Raw genomic sequence first — 18,473 nt, 5'->3', positions numbered from 1 at the left:
GGGGAGCCGCCCACGCCAGGCATGGGCGGCAGGGACCAGTCAGGCGCCTGGCACCAGCGCAAGGCCGCTTTCCCATGGGTGTTGGGCCGCGCTGGGGTTGGCGGCTTCGCTGGGGTTCAGCGCCCGCACGCTGACCAGCCCCGGCGCAGCGTTGCCGCTGACGTTGACGGTCATGACGTAGCCTTGCGTGCCGCCACTGTCGGTCTGCCCGGGAATCGCCGAGGCATCCGGCAAGAACTGCGTGACCTGGGCGCTGATCCCCGGGTTGGAAAACTGCACCCGCGCATCCGCCACGGTGGTGTTCGGGTCTGCCCCTTGCACCACCAGCACGAACTGAGCTGAGCTGCCGGGTGCAAAACTGGCCGGCAAGTCACTGGGTGACTGGCCGTAGAACAGGTCCAATGGCAGCAGTTGCACGGGCCAGGGTTGGGCATCGGTGTTATTGGCGGCCACGCAGTCGCATTCCTTGGGCGTGGCGGTCAACGGTGCTGGCGTCACGCTTAAGGCGACATTTAATTCGTTGGCAATCACCCACACGTAGTCGATCGGCGTGCCGTTGATGGTGATGTCATTGATCGAGAACCCCGCGCTTTGCGGCACCTCGAACACCGCCTGCAAAATCTGGTCGGAGTTGTTCGGGCCGGTGCCGGCAGTGCCACGGGTGACGCGCCAGTAGCTGCTCACATCCTGGCCTTGAGGGCCTTTCCAGGTGCTGAAGGATTTCGGCTGTTGCAGGTACAGGCCGATGGGATTGGTCAACGAGATCAGGTTTTTAACCGCGGCCTGGTTGGCGGAAAAGCCGATATGCGGGTCGGAGTTGCGATAGTTCTGCCCGTATTGAGCGCAACAGATCAGGTTCTGTTGGTTGCCGCTGCTTTGGATCGGCCGAAGGATGGTAGCCGCGGCCGCCAGGTAGATCTCGGCACTCAGGGTGTTGGGCCCGGAGGTCAGGTGCATCGCGCCGCCTGAGACGCCCGGTATACGCACGGTGCCGGCGTTCCATTTGTTGACGGTGTCATAGGCGGGCCGCCCGGTGGTTTCATCGATCACCGGGTCACCGGCATTGCCGGTCGGGCCGTTGGCGGTGTAGCGCAGGTACAGGTCTTCGAGTTTCACCTGCGGGTCGACGTACGCCTGGTACAGCCCCAGCACGGCATTTGGGTCGATGTTCCACATGGTCAGGAAGTAGGCCGGGTTCTCGCTGGTGAACATGATGCTGCGCATGTTGCCGTCGGGGTCGCGGGTGATGGACCACTCGCAATACTCATCCAGCCAGCCTCGTGGACCCGAGGGCGAAAAATCGGCATAGGGGCCGTGCCAGTTGATGGACTTGCACAACACTTTGGGGATCTGCAGTTGGGTTGCCGCCGGGTCCGGGTACAGCGAATAAAGCGTGTTGTTAAGGGTGATCTGGCCGTGATCGGTCAACTGCATCACCTGGTCCAGGGTCATGGCCGTGCCGCCCAGTTGCGGAACCACGGCGGCGCCATTGTTGTAGAAAAACGTCCACAGTCGATTGGGGAAGGGCTGCCAGGTAATGGTCAGCGGTGTCTGCGTGCCGTAGCCGCTTTCCAGCGGGTTGTAGTAGCCCGAACGCGGTGCGTCATTGAGGTTCGACCAGGGGTTGCCGATGACCGACATTTGGGTCCAGCCGGTGACGTTGTTGTTCCAATTGGTTTCGAAGGTCGACAGCTGGTCCTCCAGGCCCAGCTTGTTGTAGTCCTTGGGCGCTTGTTCGGCAGGGGAGGTGAATTGGGTGAAGGGCGTGCTCATGTGCGTTCTCCAGCAGGGGTAGTGGTGGAAGTGGAGCAGCAACCGGTTCCCGGAGCGGGGCCGGCGGAGGATTGGCGTGGGTCGTCCCACACCAGTTGGGCGATAAAGCCAGGCAGTGGCGTGTACGCTTCGGGCGTCAACACCTGGCCGCTATCGGGGTGAGTCACGATCAGCGATAAATGCGCCGCGTCAGTCGGGGCAAGGTTCAGCGCCTTGACGGCGCGCGCGGCATTCAGTGCGCGGGAGACGCCCTGGGTGATGCAGCGGCCCTTGTCGTCCACCAGGCCCATGCCGATGCGGCTGAAACGCCCGACGTAATGCGGGTTGTCGGCACTCGCGTGCTGCGCCGTGGCGTCGGGTTGATTGAGAAAGACGTCGATCAGGTACGTGTCGTGGGTGCAACGCACGTGGTCGAACACCACCCAGGGCCCGCTGCCGGCCGCTTGCGCCTGGCAACAGGCCGGAGCCATCGCTTTGGCTGCGCCGAACTGCGGGGCCACCGGGGTGCCGTAGTCGTAGCCGATGTGCCGGCTGTCCTGCGCCATGTCTCCCAGCGTGGTGTAGCGCCAGGCATCGGCGCTGGTGAAGGTCACATCGTCGGCCTGGGCCCCGGCGAAGGGCTGCAGCAGACACTGAGTGGTGTACTGCGCCGCCGGATTGGCGCGAATCCAGACTTCGAGCATGCGGTCGATATTGGCGTGATACGAGCAGAACACCGGGTCAAAGGCGGTGTAGGCGTTATCGGCCATGTCGCCACCGATCCAGCCGTGATAGTTGTCGTGGGGTTGCTCGTAGAGCCCGTCGAAGTTCAGCGCACGGTTGGGGTACAGGTTGTCGGGTTGCGGCGGATTGAAGGCGGTGATGTTGGCCCAGGGATAACCCGGCACACCTTGGGGCTGGCTGAAGGTGGTGAACGCGAGCGCATCGACCACTTGCTGCTGGAAGATCCGGCTCATGCCATACAGCTGGGTCCGCTCGGCGCGAAAAGCCTCGCCCTGGGTGTAGAACAACGGGTTGCGTTGCACGTACAGGCATTCCACGCCCGCGACGGGTGCCGTGGCGCAGACCTTTGAACAACCATCCTTGGCCGCTGCATAGCGCAGCGGGTTACGTCGCACCTCGCTGGTGTGCGGGTGCACATAGGTTTCATCAAGGAATGCCTGGGGTAAACCGGCTTGGGGGCTGCCGTCTACACTGGCGTCTGCGGCCATCCAGTCCCAATACGGGATCGCGCAGTCGATCAACGCTTCCAGGTACAGCAAGTAAGCGCGATGCCACAGGGCGAAGGCCTCTTGGTAATGCAGGCACCAGTTTGTGTGAATGTAGGCGTAACGCTGCCAGGGCGAGCCGCTGTCCGGGTCGCCGATGTGCATCAGGTCATCCAGCTTGGCGCGGTACAGGTTCAATTGCTCTGGGCTCAGGGCGCGGATGTCCTGGCGTACGCGTTTAACCGGGTGCGGCAACGCCGGAGGCGGGATGCGTTCGGCCAGGTCAAACGGCGAAATGCTGTTCAGCCGCCACCCCTGGTTGACCCACAGCCGGAAGGTTTCCAGGGCGTCGATCGGCCAGAATTGCTGCTGGTCGGTGGTCAGCGGCATGTTGCGCGAGGCGAGGTGCTGGTAGATGGTTTCCGACCAGGCCTTGACCGACGCCGGGTCTTCCAGGAATACGTCGTAGGCATTCATGCAGCCCACCCAGGTGGCCGCCACGGCGGCGCGTTGGGCGGCGGGCACCCAGTAGGGTGCACTGAAAAGTCCTTGGATATCAGCGGTCCATGTCGGTTTCGCGACTATCATAAGATCCCTCTCATGCCGCCCTCAGGCCAGGTGTTGGCGGGGCTGCTAAGCTGAATCGATGTTAACTAGCCACTGCGCAGGATTTGTGCAAATTGGCCCGTCATTGCGACGGATTCATTGCATTTTTCAAGGACGATTTGGAACCGATGACAGACGCCATGGATTTGAAGATCCTGGGCAAGTTGCAAAAGGATTGCGACCAGAGCCTGGAGTTGTTGAGTGACAGCGTGGGGCTGTCGTCCACCAGTTGTTACCGGCGGATTCGCCGCATGGAAAGCGTGGGGGTTATCAAGGCTAAAGTCGCCGTACTGGATGAGCGCAAGCTGGGGATCCATGTCACGGCGTTTTTCCTGATCAAGCTGGACAGGGACAGCAAGGATATTGACCGCAGGATGCAGCAGATTCTCGCCAGTCGCCCGGAGATTCAGGATTGTTACTTGATGACCGGGGAGTTTGATTTTGTGATGGTGGCCAAGTTTCGGGATGCTACGGAGTACACGGAGTATATCTATCGGTTTATGGAGACTTATCGGGATATTCCGATTCGGACTTATTCGTCGACGTTGGTGGTGCGCACGGTCAAGAAGTCTTATGAACTGCCTTTGCAGGGGGTGGGGTTTCTTGGTGGGTGAGTGCATAGCCGTTTCTGCGGTAATGGCGGCTTATGGCTCCGCTTTTACAGCGGGTCACTTTTGGAAAGAAAGACCCAAAAGTAACCAAAAGGACTTCGCCCCAGATCAACAGCAAAAGCGCGGCGGGCTTACCCGGTATTGTGTGGTCGAACTCGGTCAAAACGGTGGGAGCGAGCAAGCCCCCCACCTTTTTATCGATTTATACCTGATAAGGTTCGGCGACTGTCAGGTCGCCACGGGACCGAAAGTACGCAGCCTCATCAGAGCGCAGCCAATACCGCCTCAAGCTTTTCCTGATCTCGCGCAAACTGGCGAATGCCTTCGGCCAGCTTCTCGGTCGCCATCGCATCTTCGTTGGAAGCCCAGCGAAACTGCGCCTCGTCGATGGTTTGGCGCGGCTCGCCCGTCGCCCCCAGCACCAACTTGCGCTCCAGCGGGCCGTGGTCTTCATCGAGTTTTTGCAGCAATTCGGGGCTGATGGTCAGGCGATCACACCCGGCCAATTCCTCTATCTGGCTGAGGGTACGAAAGCTGGCGCCCATGACCACAGTCTTGATGCCGTTGGCCTTGTAGTAGTTGTAAATCCGCGTAACCGACTGCACGCCCGGGTCTTCGGCGCCGGTGTAGTCCAGGCCCGTGCTTTTGCGGAACCAGTCGTAGATGCGGCCGACGAAAGGTGAAATCAGGAACACCCCGGCATCGGCACAGGCCGCCGCCTGGGCGAACGAAAACAACAACGTGAGGTTGGTCTGGATACCGGCTTTTTCCAGGCGCTCGGCGGTGCGAATGCCTTCCCAGGTAGATGCCAGTTTGATCAATACACGGTCGCGGCCGACGCCGGCTTTGTCGTACAGCTCAATGAGCTGGTTGGCCTTGGCCCACAGCGCGTCTTCGTCGAACGACAGGCGCGCGTCGACTTCGGTCGAGATGCGACCTGGAATGGCCTTGAGGATGCCGCAGCCTACGGCCACCGCAAACTGGTCGCAGGCCAGGCCCAGGTCACCCTTGGACAGGTCGACCGAGTGACGCAGGATGTCGCCGTAGTGTGCGATAGCCGAGGCTTTGAGCAGCAGCGACGGGTTGGTGGTGGCGTCGACCGGTTTCAGACGGCTGATAGCCTCAAGGTCGCCCGTGTCGCAGACCACCGTGGTGAACTGCTTGAGTTGTTCGAGCTTGGATGTCATGAGCGGTCGATCTCCATAATGAGTTTAGTGATTCAAGGCCTGTGCGGTATCCAGGTCGGTGATCAGGATGTCCAGGTAGCGGCCCTTGAGCGCACCTCGAATCGCCTGGACCTTGTTCAACCCGCCGGCCAGGCCGAGCACGCGGTGGATCGAGCGCAATTTGGGCAGCGCCACCGACACCACGAATTCTTCGTCTTCTTCCAGTACCGGCTTGCCCTGGGCATCGAAGTAGCGCAGGCAGATATCACCCACGGCACCGCGCTCGGCCAGCAGGCGCATGTCTTCGGTGTAGTAGTTACCGCTGTTGCGCAGCAGTTGCGAGGGTTCCAGGTCGCCGATGCCGACAATCGCCAGGGTGGCCAGGCGCTGGGTGAGCAGCGTGGCTTCAAATGCGCCCTTATGGCCGACGCCGCCCAACAGTTGTATCACGTCCTGGGCCGCCTGTTTGCCCGGCTGCGCCTGCAAGCGGCCAACCATGGCGCGAAGGGGGCTGCTCCACGACGAAATACCGATATGCTCCTGGGACGCCAGGCTGGTTCCCAGGTGACCTTGGCTTCGCCGGGGTACCTGCCGGGCTCGTTCACGGAGTGTGTGGAGGGTGTGATTCCGCATTTGCAGCGCAAGGGGTTGTTCCGCACGGCGTATGAGGGGGCGACGTTGCGCGAGCACATGGGCCTCGCTGATCTCACACGCTGAACTCGGTCAATGTGGGAGCAGGCAAGCCAGCCCCACAGTTCTATCGGGGTGACCCTCAGTCCACGCAAATCGCCCGGCCGAGCTTGCCTTTTTCCACCGTCGCCGAGCAGCCAAAGTGGCTGTTGTCCGCTTGGCAGGTGCCGCTGATCGGCGTGCTGCCAGTTTGGGTGGTGACACTGGTCTGGCACTCGCCATCACACTGACTAGAGTCGGTACACGCCTTGCCTGCATCCTTGTACGGCGTGATGCATTTCCAGCTCTGCAACTTGCCGACTTGCTTCATCGTGCCGCCGCCTGCCAGGCACGTCGACGCGGCGGAGTCTTGCGCAGGTGGCGTAGTAGGCGCTGTTGAAGTGCAAGCCGATACCAACAGCAGGGCGGCCAGGCCGATCATCAATTTCATGCAAAAGTCCTCATTGGGTAAGCGCAGCGGTGCAGTGTACGGGCAATTGGACTACTTTGATTGACGAGCGATCCCTACCCGGTACTTACCCATGCTCGCGTTATGGAAGCGGTATTTTGCCTTGCTGGAAAACGATCTGAGCACACAGATTTTCGACAACGTGAAAAACCTGCTGGTGTGCGTGCTGTTGTTTGCGGCAGGGACCAATACGCTCGTGAGCCAGCAGGACCTGTTTATCGGGGTGTTTGCCTCCAGCGTGGCCGGCTGGGGGCTTATTGTGCTGTCGATGCTGTTGAGCGTCAGCGATGGCATCCGTCGATTGGCCAAGCTGCGTTATCACCTGGCGCTACAGCTGTTGTTGATCCTGGTGTATCTGGTGGTGGCCGAGCGGGTGGTAGATATTGTGTGGGGCTTGCGCGCGCATTGAAGTATCCTCCGCGCCCCGCTTATCACTGATTCAAAGACAGATGACAGGACAAGACATGCAGGCGCTGCTGGACTCGATCCTTGACGAAGTTCGTCCATTGATCGGCCTCGGCAAAGTCGCCGACTACATCCCCGCGCTGGCCGATGTACCCGCCAACCAGATCGGCATCGCCGTGTACGGCAACGACGGCTCGGCCTACCGCGCCGGTGACGCCGATACGTTGTTCTCGGTGCAGAGCATCTCCAAGGTGTTCAGCCTGGTGCAGGCCATCGACCACGGCGGTGAAACCATCTGGGAGCGCCTGGGCCACGAGCCTTCCGGGCAACCGTTCAATTCCATGGTGCAGTTGGAGTTTGAACGTGGCCGCCCACGTAATCCCTTCATTAATGCGGGTGCGCTGGTGATCTGCGACATCAACCAATCGCGCTTTGCCGTACCAATCCTGTCGATGCGCGACTTTGTACGGCGCCTGTCCGGCAACCCGCAGATTCTGGTGAACAGCGTCGTCGCCGACTCCGAAGCCCAGCACGGCGCGCGCAACGCGGCCATGGCTTACCTGATGAAGTCCTTCGGTAACTTCCACAACGACGTAGACGCGGTGCTGCACAGCTACTTCAACTATTGCGCATTGCAGATGAGCTGCCTGGACTTGGCCAAGGCGTTCAGCTTTCTCGCCAACGAGGGCACCAGCGCCCACAGCGGCGAGCAAATCCTGACGGCGCGCCAGACCAAGCAAGTCAACTCGATCATGGCCACCAGCGGGCTGTATGACGAGGCGGGGAATTTCGCCTACCGCGTGGGATTGCCGGGCAAGAGCGGGGTCGGCGGCGGAATTGTCGCGGTGGTGCCGGGGCAGTTTACGGTGTGCGTGTGGTCGCCGGAGCTGAACGCGGCGGGGAACTCGCTGGCGGGGATGAAGGCGTTGGAGTTGTTGAGTGAGCGGATTGGGTGGTCGGTGTTTTGAGGTCTCGGACGGGAAGTACGCATATGTTGGTTCGCAAGCCGGGTGTGAGGACATGGGACACACATTGAGGTAAAGTCGACTCTGCGTTCGACGCTTGAGGTGATCTATGCTAACCGCCATTGATCTGCCCCTGTCCTGAGCCGGAGACCAACATGTCACGTAAAAAAGTTAAGCCACAAATCACTGAGGCGCAGATTCTTGCACAAGAGTCGAGTATTCCCTCTATTGCAGCCAAGGCATTCAGTGATGCTTATAAAGTTGCCCTTTCCAAGGGCGAATCTGTGCTTGTGGTCCGTGCCGGCCAGCTAGTGAAAGTCTCAAATACAGAAACGTTGGTTATCCGCCCCGTGGAAACCTACGGCACCCTCAAGGCAGGCACCCGTTTGAAAACCAGGAAGTCTCTCTTGGATCGACGGTCCACCCAGGCGCAGATTCAGGCTTGAGCACCACCCCCCGCGTCCGGATGTTCGCCGGACCGAACGGGAGTGGAAAGAGCACGTTCAACTCGAAAGTTCCGGCTCATTTGCTGGTGAACTACATCAACCCTGATGCAATTGAGTTGAGCATCCGTGAAACGGGGGTCTTTGAGTTCGCTGCGTTTGGGCTTGATCAGTATGCCATTCGGGCGATTCCGTTCTTACGTGGCCATACATTACTTTTAAAATTCCCTGATTCTCTTGCCAAGCTCGAAGACCTGATCGTGGACGGCGATCAAATTGCTTTTCCCTCACGACAAGTTGACTCCTATATAGCGTCTGCGTTGTCTGACTTTATTCGAGTTTCCTTGATTGAGGAGCGGGTGAGTTTCACGTTCGAGACCGTCATGTCAGACAGCAGCAAGATTGGGCTGCTGCGGCATGCAAAAGCCGCTGGTTATCGGGTATACGTTTACTACGTTGCTACTGCAGATGCCGATATTAACGTTGCGCGGGTTGCTTACAGGGCATCTATCGGAGGGCATGATGTTCCTGCAGACAAGATTCGCTCTCGCTACAAGCGGTCTTTGGAGAATCTCTCCGAGGCCATATTACTTTCAAGCAGAGCTTATATTTTTGATAACTCGCAAGATGGTGAGCCTAGCTTCGCTCAGCTTGCTGAAATTACCGAAGGCGAGGATATCGATATCGTTTCGGACACACAGCCAGCCTGGTTTCAACACTACGTAATCGACAAATTGACTTAGAGGATAAGGCGTTGTCCTTTACGTTACTGCTCATCGACTCAAACCCTGCGCGGTTTTACAAATAAGTCGATCATTAAATAGACCGCCCCGGCTGTGATTGCGATATCGGCAATATTGAACACGCCGGTATGCGTAGGCCCTACATTCAGCACCATGTAATCAACGACATGCCCATCCCGGAAAACCCGGTCGATCAGGTTAGCAATGCCACCCAACGCAATCGCATACAGCGGCAAGACCTTACGCAGCGGTTGGCTCCAGTTGGAAAGCGACCACCACATCGCCCAGGCCACCACTACCGCCACGCCGACGATAAAGATCAGCTGTTTTACCTGCGGCGGCAAAGCCGCGCCCAGGCTCAGGAAGGCGCCCGGGTTAAGGCTCAGTTCCAGCGCGAGGTTGATGGGGCTGGCGCCGATTTTGAAACTGTTGGCTTGCAGTGTAACCAGGGCCAGTAGTTTGACGAGTTGGTCTACGGCGATAAAGGCGATACCGGCGAGGAGGGCGAAGGTGCGGCCTCGCAGTAGGGGGGACGTGCTCAAGCGGTAACTTCCTGTTTGGGGGCGGTCGATAGAGCGCCCGAAGATAGCTCAGGCGCTCTATCCCGTCCATCTTCAAGCCGCCGGGTGGGCAACGTCCAATGCCTTGTCGACCAGCAGTTGCACACCTTCGAGCATGCGGCAGATACCCAGTGCGACGTTGCGTTGAGCACCGTCGATTTCAAAGGCTAGATGAGTTGCAATGTCGTTGATGGAGGCCAGGTCCTGGGAGGCGTTGACCAGCAGGGTTTCCGTGCCTAAATCGGTGCGGACGGTGAAGAGTGTTTCTGGGGGATTTGGACTGTTTTTAATCATGGTGAAGCTCCGTCGGGAATGGAGCCGCCACGATTCGCGGTCAAACGAAATAGGGTGGCAGCTATACGCGGGTTGACCGACCGGTCCCGAGGAGCCCGGCATACCCGAAGGTATCCCGCGTACAACTGCCGCGACACGATACATCAGACGTAAAAAAAACGCCTGAATCGATGTTGGCATAAGTGTATTCGGGTACGGACGGTCAAATCCGGTCGCTGAATTGGCAGCGACGGCAGAGAGGTTAGTCAGCGCACTTCCGAGCGACAACCTGAAACGGTTGTGAGAAATATCCGAGAATCTGGGGCGGAGTGCCAGCTCCCACATTTTGACTTTCATTGCTCTTTGGGATTTATGTGAGTCCCAACAAAAAATGCGCCCCTCGGGGCGCATTTTTTTGTGGTCAGCTATCGCCTATTCAGGCAATCGCGTCCCAAGCCCGATCACCGTTCTCGTCTTTAATCCGAGTCGGCAACCCCATCACGTCCAGCGCTTTCAGGAACGGCTCAGCGGGCAGTTCCTCGACGTTGGCCATGTGCTTCACATCCCACTCACCGCGCGCTACCAGCAGCGCAGCGGCTACGGGGGGAACGCCTGCGGTGTACGAGATGCCCTGGCTGTCTGTCTCGGCAAAGGCTTCTTCATGGCACGCCACGTTGTAGATGAACATCTCACGCGGCTGGCCGTCCTTGGTGCCTTTGACCAGGTCGCCGATGCAGGTCTTGCCGGTGTAGCCCGGCGCGAGCGAAGACGGGTCGGGCAGTACGGCCTTGACCAGTTTCAGCGGCACGACTTCCAGGCCTTCGGCGGTGGTGACCGGCTTCTCGGAGAGCAGGCCGAGGTTTTTCAGTACGGTGAACACGTTGATGTAGTGTTCGCCGAAGCTCATCCAGAAGCGCACGTTGGGCACGTCGAGGTTTTTCGACAGTGAGTGCACTTCATCGTGGCCGGTGAGGTAAAGGTTCTGCGAACCGACGACCGGCAGGTCGTCGGTGCGTTTGACTTCGAACATGGTGTTGCTGGTCCACTGGCTGTTCTGCCAGCTCCACACCTGTCCGGTGAACTCGCGGAAGTTGATTTCCGGGTCGAAGTTGGTGGCGAAGTATTTGCCATGGGAGCCGGCATTGACGTCGAGGATGTCGATCGAGTCAATGCGGTCGAAATGCTGTTGCTGCGCCAGCGCGGCGTACGCGTTGACGACACCTGGGTCGAAGCCCACGCCAAGGATGGCGGTGATGTTCTTCTGTTTGCACTCTTCCAGGTGGTTCCATTCGTAGTTGCCGTACCACGGCGGGGTCTCGCAGACCTTGCCCGGCTCTTCGTGGATCGCGGTGTCGAGGTACGCAACACCCGTGTCGATGCAGGCACGCAGTACCGACATGTTGAGGAACGCGGAACCCACGTTGATGACGATCTGCGATTCGGTCTCGCGGATCAGGGCCTTGGTCGCTTCCACGTCCAGGGCGTTCAGCGCGAAGGCCTGGATGTCGGCGGGAACCTTGAGGCTACCCTTGGCCTTGACGCTGTCGATGATGGCCTGGCATTTGGAGATGTTGCGCGACGCGATAGCAATACGACCGAGTTCGTCGTTGTGCTGCGCGCACTTGTGGGCCACCACCTTGGCGACACCTCCTGCACCAATGATAAGAACGTTCTTTTTCAATTGCTTTATCTCTCCTTTATCCGCCAGCTTACGAAAGGCTGGACAGGTAGTCGTCGTAACCAAATTCACGAACCACTTCGACTGTACCGTCGAGTTGTTTCACTACGATGGACGGCATTTTCAGGCCGTTGAACCAGTTTTTCTTGACCATGGTGTAGCCCGCGGTGTCGATGAACGACAGCCGATCGCCGATGGCCAGCGGACGATCAAATTGATACTCGCCGAAGATGTCCCCGGCCAGGCAGGATTTGCCGCACACCATGACGGTGTGTTCACCCTTGCTCGGTGCCAGCTTGGCGTTGAGGCGATAGATCAGCAGGTCCAGCAGGTGGGCTTCGATGGAGCTGTCTACCACGGCGAGATTTTTGCCGTTGTAGAGGGTGTCGAGCACGGTCACTTCCAGGGAGGCGCTGTTGGTGATTGCCGCTTCGCCCGGTTCCAGGTAGACCTGCACGCCGTACTTCTCGGAGAACGCCTTCAAGCGCGCGCAGAACGCGTCCACGGCATAGTCTTCTCCGGTGAAATGGATGCCGCCGCCAAGGCTGACCCACTCGACCTTGTGCAGCAGCGCGCCGAAGCGTTCTTCGATGGTGCCGAGCATTTTGTCGAACAGGCTGAAATCGCCGTTCTCGCAGTTGTTGTGGAACATAAAGCCGGAGATCTGATCAATGACGCCTTCGATCTTCACCGGGTCCCATTCGCCGAGGCGGCTAAACGGGCGCGCCGGGTCGGCCAGGAGGTAGTCGGAGCTGCTCACCTGCGGGTTCACGCGCAGGCCACGGGTCTTGCCTTCGGAACGTTCGGCAAAGCGCTGCAGCTGGCTGATCGAGTTGAAGATGATCTTATCGCAGTTGTCCAGCATCTCTTCGATTTCATCGTCGGCCCAGGCCACGCTGTAGGCGTGCGCTTCACCTTCGAATTTCTGGCGGCCGAGCTTCAATTCATACAACGACGACGAGGTGGTGCCGTCCATGTACTGCTGCATCAGGTCGAACACCGACCAGGTGGCAAAGCACTTGAGCGCCAGCAACGCCTTGGCGCCGGACTGCTCGCGCACATAAGCAATCTTCTGCATGTTGACCAGAAGTTTCTGTTTATCGATGAGGTAGTACGGCGTTTTGATCATTTTTGAGAGCCTGCGGCGGTGCCTGCCAAAAAAGGACACGCATTGTGCCCGCACTTGGATCAGATCGAAAGGTTAGTGGGCGGAATTTGCTGCCCTTGGTTTTCAATAATACCTGCGGAGTATGACCATCTATGGGCATACCCCACATTTTGATCTGTGTATAGCAAGTCAGGTGCCATCAAACTGTCATCTCCTTACCGCCGGAATGCCACATTCTCCCGGTACTGTCCTCGCCAATGAGATCGATCTCAAGCGAGTAACCATGACTGACCTGAAAGACGTCGCACGGCTGGCTGGCGTATCCCGCGCCACCGCCGCCCGCACTTTTGCTTCCCCCGACCAGGTGCGCCCGGCGACGCGTGAGCAGGTGTTTGCCGCCGCCCGCGAGCTGGGCTTTCGTCCTAATCTGCTGGGTCGCCAATTGCGCCTGCAAACCACCCAGTTGATCGGTGTGGTGGTGCCCAACCTGCTCAACCCGGTGTTCGCTGAACAGTTCCAGGCCATGGAGCGCGCGGCACGTTCGCGCGGCTACAGCCTGTTGCTGGCGACCACCGACTACAGCAGCGAGCGCGAAAGCATTGTGGTGGAAGAGTTGCTCCGCCAGCGCGTCGACGGCCTGGTGCTGACGGTCACCGATGCCGAAAGCAACGTCGTGCTCAGTAGCCTGAACACCGAGAAAACCCCGTTCGTATTGGCCTATCACCAACCGAGCAACCCCAATTACAGCGCGGTGTCGGTCGACAACCGGGCCGGCATGGCCATGGCCACGCGGTATTTGCTCGAAGCCGGGCACCGGCGCATCAGCATGGTCGCCGGCCCCGCGTTGCAATCGGACCGCGCTCGCCTGCGCTATGCCGGCTACTGCGATGCCATGCAGGAATACGGCCTCAAGAGCCGTCCGGTGATCGAAATGCCGGCCCACACCCAGGCTGAATTCGCCGCCATCGAACCTTTCCTCCACGGCGACGATGCACCCACCGCCTTGGTGTGCTCCAACGATTTCCTGGCGATCAGCCTGATCGCCGAACTGCGTCGCAACGCCTGGAACGTGCCCCAACAGCTTTCGGTGATGGGCTTCGACGGCATCAGCCTCGGCACCCAGATGCACCCGACCCTGTGCAGCGTGGTGCAGCCCATTGCGCTGTTGGCCAGCACCGTGATTGACCAACTGCTGGCGCAAATCGCCGGCAATGCTCCGACGTCCCATTGCCTGCCTTGCCATATCCGGCCTGGCGAAAGTACTCAACCCTACGAGGAGACCCTTGATGCGCTCACTCAGTAAAACCCTGGCAGCCCTGTTGCTGTGCGGTGCGGCCAGCGTGGCCCAGGCCGCCGAAACCGCGATCTGCTACAACTGCCCGCCGGACTGGGCCGATTGGGGCACCCAGCTCAAGGCCATCGCCGCCAGCACCGGCGTGCAGGTGCCGCTGGACAACAAGAACTCCGGCCAGTCCTTGGCGCAGTTGGTAGCCGAAAAAGCCGCACCGGTCGCCGATGTCGTCTACTACGGCGTGACCTTCGGCCTGCAGGCGCAAAAAGCCGGCGTGGTCGACACTTACAAACCCAAGGCCTGGGAGCAGATTCCCGCTGGCCTGAAAGACCCGGCCGGGCATTGGTTCGCGATCCACTCCGGCACCTTGGGCATCATGGTCAATGTCGACGCGCTCGGTGGTTTGCCGGTGCCGCAAAGCTGGGCTGACCTGCTCAAACCGGAATACAAAGGCATGGTCGGTTACCTTGACCCGTCCAGTGCTTTCGTCGGCTACGTGTCGGCAGTGGCGATCAACCGCGCCATGGGCGGCGACCTGGACAACTTTGCCCCGGCCATCGATTACTTCCAGAAGCTCGCGAAAAACGCCCCCATCGTGCCCAAGCAAACCGCCTATGCGCGGGTGCTGTCCGGCGAATTGCCGATCCTGGTGGACTACGACTTCAACGCCTACCGCGCGCGCTACAAAGACAACGCCAACGTCGCCTTCGTGATTCCGAAAGAAGGCAGCATCAGCGTGCCCTACGTGATGAGCCTGGTCGCCAATGCACCACACCGCGCCAATGCCGAAAAAGTCCTCGACTTCGTGCTGTCGGACGAAGGCCAGGCGCTTTGGGCCAAGGCCTACTTGCGCCCAGTGCGGCCAATGAAAATGCCGGCTGACGTGGCCGCGCAGTTCCTCCCGGACAGCGACTACGCCCGTGCTGGTGTGGTGGACTACGAAAAAATGGCCGCTGTGCAGGAAGCCTTCGCTGCCCGATACCTTAACGAGGTCAAGTAAGTGGCCGCATCGGCAAGGCATGCAGCCTGGGCGCTGGCCCCGGCTTTTGCAGTACTGCTCGCGTTCTGGTTGTTGCCGCTGGCACACCTGATGATGCTTGGCGCCGAGAGCCGCGACAGCAGTGGCAGCGGCTATTGGCAGGTGCTCAGCAGCGCGCAGTACCTGGGCAGCCTTGGGCAAACCCTGATCCTGGCGGTGGTGGTGACGTTGGTCGCGTTAGTGATCGGCGGCATCAGCGGCGTATTCCTCGCCCGACAGCAGTTCTTCGGGCGCTCGGCGCTGGTGGCGTTGCTCACTTTTCCTTTGGCCTTTCCCGGCGTGGTGGTGGGCTTTCTGGTGATTCTGTTGGCAGGGCGCCAAGGTCTGTTTGCCGCCCTGGGCCTGCAACTGGCCGGTGAACGTTGGATCTTCGCCTACTCGTTGGCGGGGCTGTTTGTGGGCTACCTGTACTTCTCGATTCCGCGAGTAATTCTCACGGTAATGGCCGCCTGCGAAAGCCTCGACCGCAGCCTGGAGGAGGCCGCGCATTCACTGGGCGCAGGGCACTGGCGCGTGGTCTGCGACGTGATCGTGCCCGGTTTGGCACCCGCGTTGGCGTCCTGTGGGGCGATCTGCTTTGCCACGTCCATGGGCGCTTTCGGCACCGCCTTTACCTTGGGCACGCGGCTCAATGTCACCCCGGTGGCGATCTACAATGTATTCACCAACTACGCCAATTTTGCCGTCGCCGCTGCGCTGTCGGTGGTACTCGGTGCGGTGACCTGGGCGGTGTTGCTGCTCACGCGACGCCTGGTGAAAAACGCGGGGACGGTGCTGTGAAACGCTCATCGCTGTTTGTGATTCAACTGCTGTTCACCCTGCTGGTGTGCGCCTTCATGCTGGTGCCGGTGCTGATGTCGTTGCTGGCCGGGCTGACCCGCAACTTTTTCGTGGGTGTGTCCAGTGGCTTGACCTTCGATTGGGTTATTCAGGTGTGGCAGGCCTATTCGCCGACTGTGTGGCTGTCGCTGCAGTTGGCCTTGGCCTGCGCGGTGTGCGTCTGTGTCATCGGTGTGCCGGCAGCCTACGCCTTGGTGCGCATGAACAACCGCTTCAGCCGCGCCTTCGAAGAGTTGATGGTGCTGCCGGTGGCCATGCCCGGCCTGGCGAGTGCGCTGGCCTTGCTGCTGACCTACGGCCAGTTCGGCAGCTTTCGCAGCAGTTGGCTGTTCATCCTCGTCGGCCATGTGCTGTTCACTTTGCCGTTCCTGGTACGCCCGGTGATGGCGGTGATGCAGCGTCAGCAATTGCCGGTGCTGGAGGAGGCGGCGGCCAGCCTAGGTGCGGGGCCGATCAAGCGCTTTTTCAGCGTGGTGGTGCCCAACTGCCGGGCGGGGATTCTGGCGGGTGTGCTGATGGTGGTCACCTTGTCCCTGGGTGAATTCAACCTGACCTGGATGCTGCACACGCCGATGACCAAAACCTTGCCCGTCGGCCTGGCCGACAGCTACGCCTCGGCGCGTCTGGAAATCGCCAGCGCCTACACCCTTATCTTTTTGCTGATGATCGTGCCGCTGCTGATTGCACTGCAGGCCATCAGTGCCCGTTTGTCCCGTGGAGAGCGTCGATGACCGCTATCACTATCTGCCTGCAAGGTTGTCGCAAGGCGTTCGCCGATGGCACCGTGGCCGTGCATGACTTGAACCTGACCGTCGAAGGCGGCGAAACCCTGGCGATCCTTGGCCCGTCCGGCTGTGGCAAAACCACCACGCTGCGCCTGATTGCCGGCTTGGAGCGCCCGGATGTGGGCCAGGTGTTTTTCGGTGACCAGAACGTGACCCGCCTGCCCATCGAGCGGCGCGATGTGGGTATGGTGTTTCAGAACTATGCGCTGTTTCCCAACTTGGATGTGGCGGGCAATATCGTCTACGGCCTGAAAATTCGCGGCATGTCGGCACCGGAGCGCAACAAGCGTTGTGAAGAACTGCTGGAACTGGTGGGTTTGCAGAACCACGGCAAGCGCAGCATCCATGAACTCTCCGGCGGTCAGCGTCAGCGCGTGGCCTTGGCCCGTGCGTTGGCGCCGCGCCCCAAGGTTTTATTGCTGGATGAACCTCTGGCGGCGCTGGACGCGCAACTGCGCGAACGCCTGCGCAGCGAGTTGAATGAACTGCTGCGCGGGCTCGGCATTACGTCGGTGTTCGTCACCCACGACCAGGGTGAAGCCATGGCCCTGGGCGATCGCATCCTGGTGATGGAACACGGTCGCGTCGCCCAGTTGGCCAGCCCACGGGACATCTACCAGAAACCGGCCAACGCCTTCGTCGCGGGTTTTGTCGGCAACCTCAATGCGTTCGCGGTGATTGAGCCGTCGGCCCATGGCTTGAAAGTCTGCGGCGGCGAGTTGCCGTGGCACGAAGCCAACCTGCCGGGCACGGTCTACTGCCGCCCCGAACACCTGCGGGTGATGGAGGGCGAGGGGCACCTGCACGGCCATCTGCTGGCGCAGTTTTTCCAGGGCGCGCAAAGCCGCCTGTTGGTGGATGTCGGCGGCCCGCAACCGCTGTTGGTCGACAGCAGCGACAACCAGCTGTACGCCGTCGGCGCGCCGATTTCCCTGGCGGTTGCGCCGCACATGTTGTTCACCCTGAATGCTTGAGAATCTATTGTGAATCGTCCGTTTCTCGTCGCGCAGATCAGCGACTTGCACCTCAAAGCCGGCCAGCGCCTGACTTACGGCGTCGTGGATACCCTGGGTGCGTTGCGCCGCGCCGTCGACCACTTGAACGCCAGCCACCCACGGCCCGATATCGTGGTGATCAGCGGTGACTTGGTGGACTTCGGTCGCGCCGATGAATACGCCGTACTGCACCCCGAACTCGCACGCCTGCACATGCCCTGCTACCTGGTGCCTGGCAACCATGACACACGCGGGCCATTGCTGGAGGCGTTCCGTGACCATCCTTATTTGCCAATGTCGGCAGATGGCCCGTTGGACTGGGTGATGGACGAGTATCCGCTGCGCCTGATCGGCCTCGACTCCACCATTCCCGGCGGCCATGGCGGGCAGTTGCTGGACAGCCAATTGCAGTGGCTCGATGAGCAACTGGCGCGGCGTCCTGGTGCACCCACCTTGCTGATCCTGCATCACCCGCCGTTCATCAGCGGCATCGGCCATATGGACCGCGAACCCTTCATCAACGCCGCCGGCCTGGAGCAGGTCGTCGCACGCCATCCGCAAGTGGAGCGGCTGTTGTGCGGGCATCTGCATCGGCCGATGCAGCGACGTTTCGGCGGCAGCTTGAGTTGTGTGTGTCCCGGCACGTCTCACCAGATCGTGCTGGATTTGCAAGAAGCGGCGCCCGCGCATTTCAACCTGGAGCCGGCGGGCTATTTGTTGCATCGCTGGGAGGCGCAACAAGGTTTGATCAGCCATAACGGCGTGTTCGGGGACTACCCGGGGCCGTACCCGTTTTATGACGCTCATGGATTGATTGACTGAGGTTTTACGGAGGTTCACTTCGCG

General features: G+C 60.1%; 19 protein-coding genes and 2 pseudogenes. 12 read left to right on the top strand and 9 right to left on the bottom strand.

Features of this window, described 5'->3' with window-relative positions; genetic code table 11:
* Positions 1-39: 39 nt before the first annotated feature.
* Positions 40-1,773 (bottom strand): hypothetical protein, encoded by a 1,734-nt coding sequence (locus AACY08_RS06770; protein ID WP_339468719.1) that lies wholly within the window; start codon positions 1,771-1,773, stop codon positions 40-42.
* Positions 1,770-3,569, bottom strand: coding sequence for a tyrosinase family protein (locus AACY08_RS06765; RefSeq protein WP_339468718.1), 1,800 nt, complete (start codon positions 3,567-3,569; stop codon positions 1,770-1,772). The genes AACY08_RS06770 and AACY08_RS06765 overlap by 4 nt, the downstream gene beginning before the upstream one ends.
* A gap of 158 nt (positions 3,570-3,727) precedes the next feature.
* On the opposite strand from AACY08_RS06765, the gene AACY08_RS06760 reads away from it, so the two are divergent.
* Positions 3,728-4,201 carry an Lrp/AsnC family transcriptional regulator gene (locus AACY08_RS06760; RefSeq protein WP_445261442.1) on the top strand — a complete coding sequence of 158 codons (474 nt, stop codon included), beginning with the start codon at positions 3,728-3,730 and terminating at the stop codon, positions 4,199-4,201.
* Positions 4,202-4,461: 260 nt separating this feature from the next.
* On the opposite strand, the gene tal is transcribed toward AACY08_RS06760, so the two are convergent.
* Entirely contained in the window at positions 4,462-5,385 is a 924-nt protein-coding gene (gene tal / locus AACY08_RS06755) for a transaldolase (RefSeq protein ID WP_339468716.1), read from the bottom strand.
* A 24-nt stretch (positions 5,386-5,409) separates the two neighbouring features.
* Positions 5,410-5,931, bottom strand: a pseudogene (locus AACY08_RS06750) (sugar-binding domain-containing protein); the annotation flags it as partial.
* A 6-nt stretch (positions 5,932-5,937) separates the two neighbouring features.
* Between AACY08_RS06750 and AACY08_RS06745 the strand changes: the two are divergent.
* A pseudogene (locus tag AACY08_RS06745) lies at positions 5,938-6,081 on the top strand (LLM class flavin-dependent oxidoreductase); the annotation flags it as partial.
* A 55-nt stretch (positions 6,082-6,136) separates the two neighbouring features.
* Here AACY08_RS06745 and AACY08_RS06740 read toward each other — a convergent pair.
* Positions 6,137-6,484, bottom strand: a complete 348-nt coding sequence (locus AACY08_RS06740; RefSeq protein ID WP_339468714.1) for a hypothetical protein — start codon at positions 6,482-6,484, stop codon at positions 6,137-6,139.
* Positions 6,485-6,575: 91 nt separating this feature from the next.
* On the opposite strand from AACY08_RS06740, the gene AACY08_RS06735 reads away from it, so the two are divergent.
* The 4 genes from AACY08_RS06735 (at position 6,576) to AACY08_RS06720 (ending at position 9,058) form a co-directional block, all read left to right on the top strand.
* Positions 6,576-6,911, top strand: a complete 336-nt coding sequence (locus AACY08_RS06735) for a hypothetical protein (protein ID WP_339468713.1) — start codon at positions 6,576-6,578, stop codon at positions 6,909-6,911.
* Positions 6,912-6,966: 55 nt separating this feature from the next.
* Positions 6,967-7,875: a glutaminase B gene (gene glsB / locus AACY08_RS06730; protein ID WP_049712766.1), complete on the top strand. Its 909-nt coding sequence runs from the start codon at positions 6,967-6,969 to the stop codon at positions 7,873-7,875.
* Positions 7,876-8,027: 152 nt separating this feature from the next.
* Positions 8,028-8,318 carry a hypothetical protein gene (locus tag AACY08_RS06725; protein WP_314565446.1) on the top strand — a complete coding sequence of 97 codons (291 nt, stop codon included), beginning with the start codon at positions 8,028-8,030 and terminating at the stop codon, positions 8,316-8,318.
* Positions 8,315-9,058 carry a zeta toxin family protein gene (locus AACY08_RS06720; protein ID WP_339468712.1) on the top strand — a complete coding sequence of 248 codons (744 nt, stop codon included), beginning with the start codon at positions 8,315-8,317 and terminating at the stop codon, positions 9,056-9,058. Before AACY08_RS06725 ends, AACY08_RS06720 begins: the two co-directional genes overlap by 4 nt.
* Before the next feature lie 38 nt (positions 9,059-9,096).
* Here AACY08_RS06720 and AACY08_RS06715 read toward each other — a convergent pair whose 3' ends face one another.
* From AACY08_RS06715 to AACY08_RS06700, 4 genes are all read right to left on the bottom strand, one after another.
* Entirely contained in the window at positions 9,097-9,600 is a 504-nt protein-coding gene (locus AACY08_RS06715; protein WP_339468711.1) for a signal peptidase II, read from the bottom strand.
* 72 nt (positions 9,601-9,672) lie between these two features.
* Positions 9,673-9,912 carry a DUF6124 family protein gene (locus AACY08_RS06710; RefSeq protein ID WP_445262020.1) on the bottom strand — a complete coding sequence of 80 codons (240 nt, stop codon included), beginning with the start codon at positions 9,910-9,912 and terminating at the stop codon, positions 9,673-9,675.
* Between the two features lie 415 nt (positions 9,913-10,327).
* Positions 10,328-11,572 carry a saccharopine dehydrogenase family protein gene (locus AACY08_RS06705; RefSeq protein WP_339428497.1) on the bottom strand — a complete coding sequence of 415 codons (1,245 nt, stop codon included), beginning with the start codon at positions 11,570-11,572 and terminating at the stop codon, positions 10,328-10,330.
* Positions 11,573-11,600: 28 nt separating this feature from the next.
* Positions 11,601-12,698 carry a carboxynorspermidine decarboxylase gene (locus AACY08_RS06700; RefSeq protein WP_339468710.1) on the bottom strand — a complete coding sequence of 366 codons (1,098 nt, stop codon included), beginning with the start codon at positions 12,696-12,698 and terminating at the stop codon, positions 11,601-11,603.
* A gap of 262 nt (positions 12,699-12,960) precedes the next feature.
* Between AACY08_RS06700 and AACY08_RS06695 the strand changes: the two genes are divergently transcribed.
* Genes AACY08_RS06695 through AACY08_RS06670 form a run of 6 tightly spaced genes read left to right on the top strand, consistent with a single transcriptional unit; the run spans position 12,961 to position 18,449 of the window.
* Positions 12,961-13,980, top strand: coding sequence for a LacI family DNA-binding transcriptional regulator (locus tag AACY08_RS06695; protein ID WP_339468709.1), 1,020 nt, complete (start codon positions 12,961-12,963; stop codon positions 13,978-13,980).
* Positions 13,964-14,968 carry an ABC transporter substrate-binding protein gene (locus tag AACY08_RS06690; protein WP_339468708.1) on the top strand — a complete coding sequence of 335 codons (1,005 nt, stop codon included), beginning with the start codon at positions 13,964-13,966 and terminating at the stop codon, positions 14,966-14,968. The genes AACY08_RS06695 and AACY08_RS06690 overlap by 17 nt, the downstream gene beginning before the upstream one ends.
* Positions 14,969-15,787, top strand: a complete 819-nt coding sequence (locus AACY08_RS06685; RefSeq protein ID WP_339436934.1) for an ABC transporter permease — start codon at positions 14,969-14,971, stop codon at positions 15,785-15,787.
* Positions 15,784-16,578 (top strand): ABC transporter permease, encoded by a 795-nt coding sequence (locus AACY08_RS06680; RefSeq protein ID WP_339428500.1) that lies wholly within the window; start codon positions 15,784-15,786, stop codon positions 16,576-16,578. The genes AACY08_RS06685 and AACY08_RS06680 overlap by 4 nt, the downstream gene beginning before the upstream one ends.
* The gene (locus AACY08_RS06675; RefSeq protein ID WP_339468707.1) at positions 16,575-17,606 is read left to right on the top strand and encodes an ABC transporter ATP-binding protein; all 1,032 of its coding nucleotides are present in this window, start codon (positions 16,575-16,577) and stop codon (positions 17,604-17,606) included. The genes AACY08_RS06680 and AACY08_RS06675 overlap by 4 nt, the downstream gene beginning before the upstream one ends.
* Positions 17,607-17,615: 9 nt before the next feature.
* On the top strand, positions 17,616-18,449 hold the full coding sequence (locus tag AACY08_RS06670; RefSeq protein WP_339468706.1) for a phosphodiesterase: 834 nt from the start codon (positions 17,616-17,618) through the stop codon (positions 18,447-18,449).
* Positions 18,450-18,473: the final 24 nt, after the last annotated feature.

It is taken from the genome of Pseudomonas sp. EL_65y_Pfl1_R83, assembly GCF_963970695.1.
GTDB classification, from domain to species: Bacteria; Pseudomonadota; Gammaproteobacteria; order Pseudomonadales; family Pseudomonadaceae; genus Aquipseudomonas; species Aquipseudomonas tritici.
Note: the sequence above shows the minus strand (reverse complement) of the source record. Positions and strands in the feature narration are given on the sequence as shown.

Bases quoted from the DNA above. Each gene is read 5' to 3' on its own strand.
- AACY08_RS06740 (WP_339468714.1), bottom strand. From the start codon at position 6,484: ATGAAATTGATGATCGGCCTGGCCGCCCTGCTGTTGGTATCGGCTTGC.
- glsB (WP_049712766.1), top strand. From the start codon at position 6,967: ATGCAGGCGCTGCTGGACTCGATCCTTGACGAAGTTCGTCCATTGATC.
- AACY08_RS06770 (WP_339468719.1), bottom strand. From the start codon at position 1,773: ATGAGCACGCCCTTCACCCAATTCACCTCCCCTGCCGAACAAGCGCCC.
- tal (WP_339468716.1), bottom strand. From the start codon at position 5,385: ATGACATCCAAGCTCGAACAACTCAAGCAGTTCACCACGGTGGTCTGC.
- AACY08_RS06710 (WP_445262020.1), bottom strand. From the start codon at position 9,912: ATGATTAAAAACAGTCCAAATCCCCCAGAAACACTCTTCACCGTCCGC.
- AACY08_RS06735 (WP_339468713.1), top strand. From the start codon at position 6,576: ATGCTCGCGTTATGGAAGCGGTATTTTGCCTTGCTGGAAAACGATCTG.
- AACY08_RS06765 (WP_339468718.1), bottom strand. From the start codon at position 3,569: ATGATAGTCGCGAAACCGACATGGACCGCTGATATCCAAGGACTTTTC.
- AACY08_RS06760 (WP_445261442.1), top strand. From the start codon at position 3,728: ATGGATTTGAAGATCCTGGGCAAGTTGCAAAAGGATTGCGACCAGAGC.
- AACY08_RS06675 (WP_339468707.1), top strand. From the start codon at position 16,575: ATGACCGCTATCACTATCTGCCTGCAAGGTTGTCGCAAGGCGTTCGCC.
- AACY08_RS06695 (WP_339468709.1), top strand. From the start codon at position 12,961: ATGACTGACCTGAAAGACGTCGCACGGCTGGCTGGCGTATCCCGCGCC.
- AACY08_RS06725 (WP_314565446.1), top strand. From the start codon at position 8,028: ATGTCACGTAAAAAAGTTAAGCCACAAATCACTGAGGCGCAGATTCTT.
- AACY08_RS06690 (WP_339468708.1), top strand. From the start codon at position 13,964: ATGCGCTCACTCAGTAAAACCCTGGCAGCCCTGTTGCTGTGCGGTGCG.
- AACY08_RS06700 (WP_339468710.1), bottom strand. From the start codon at position 12,698: ATGATCAAAACGCCGTACTACCTCATCGATAAACAGAAACTTCTGGTC.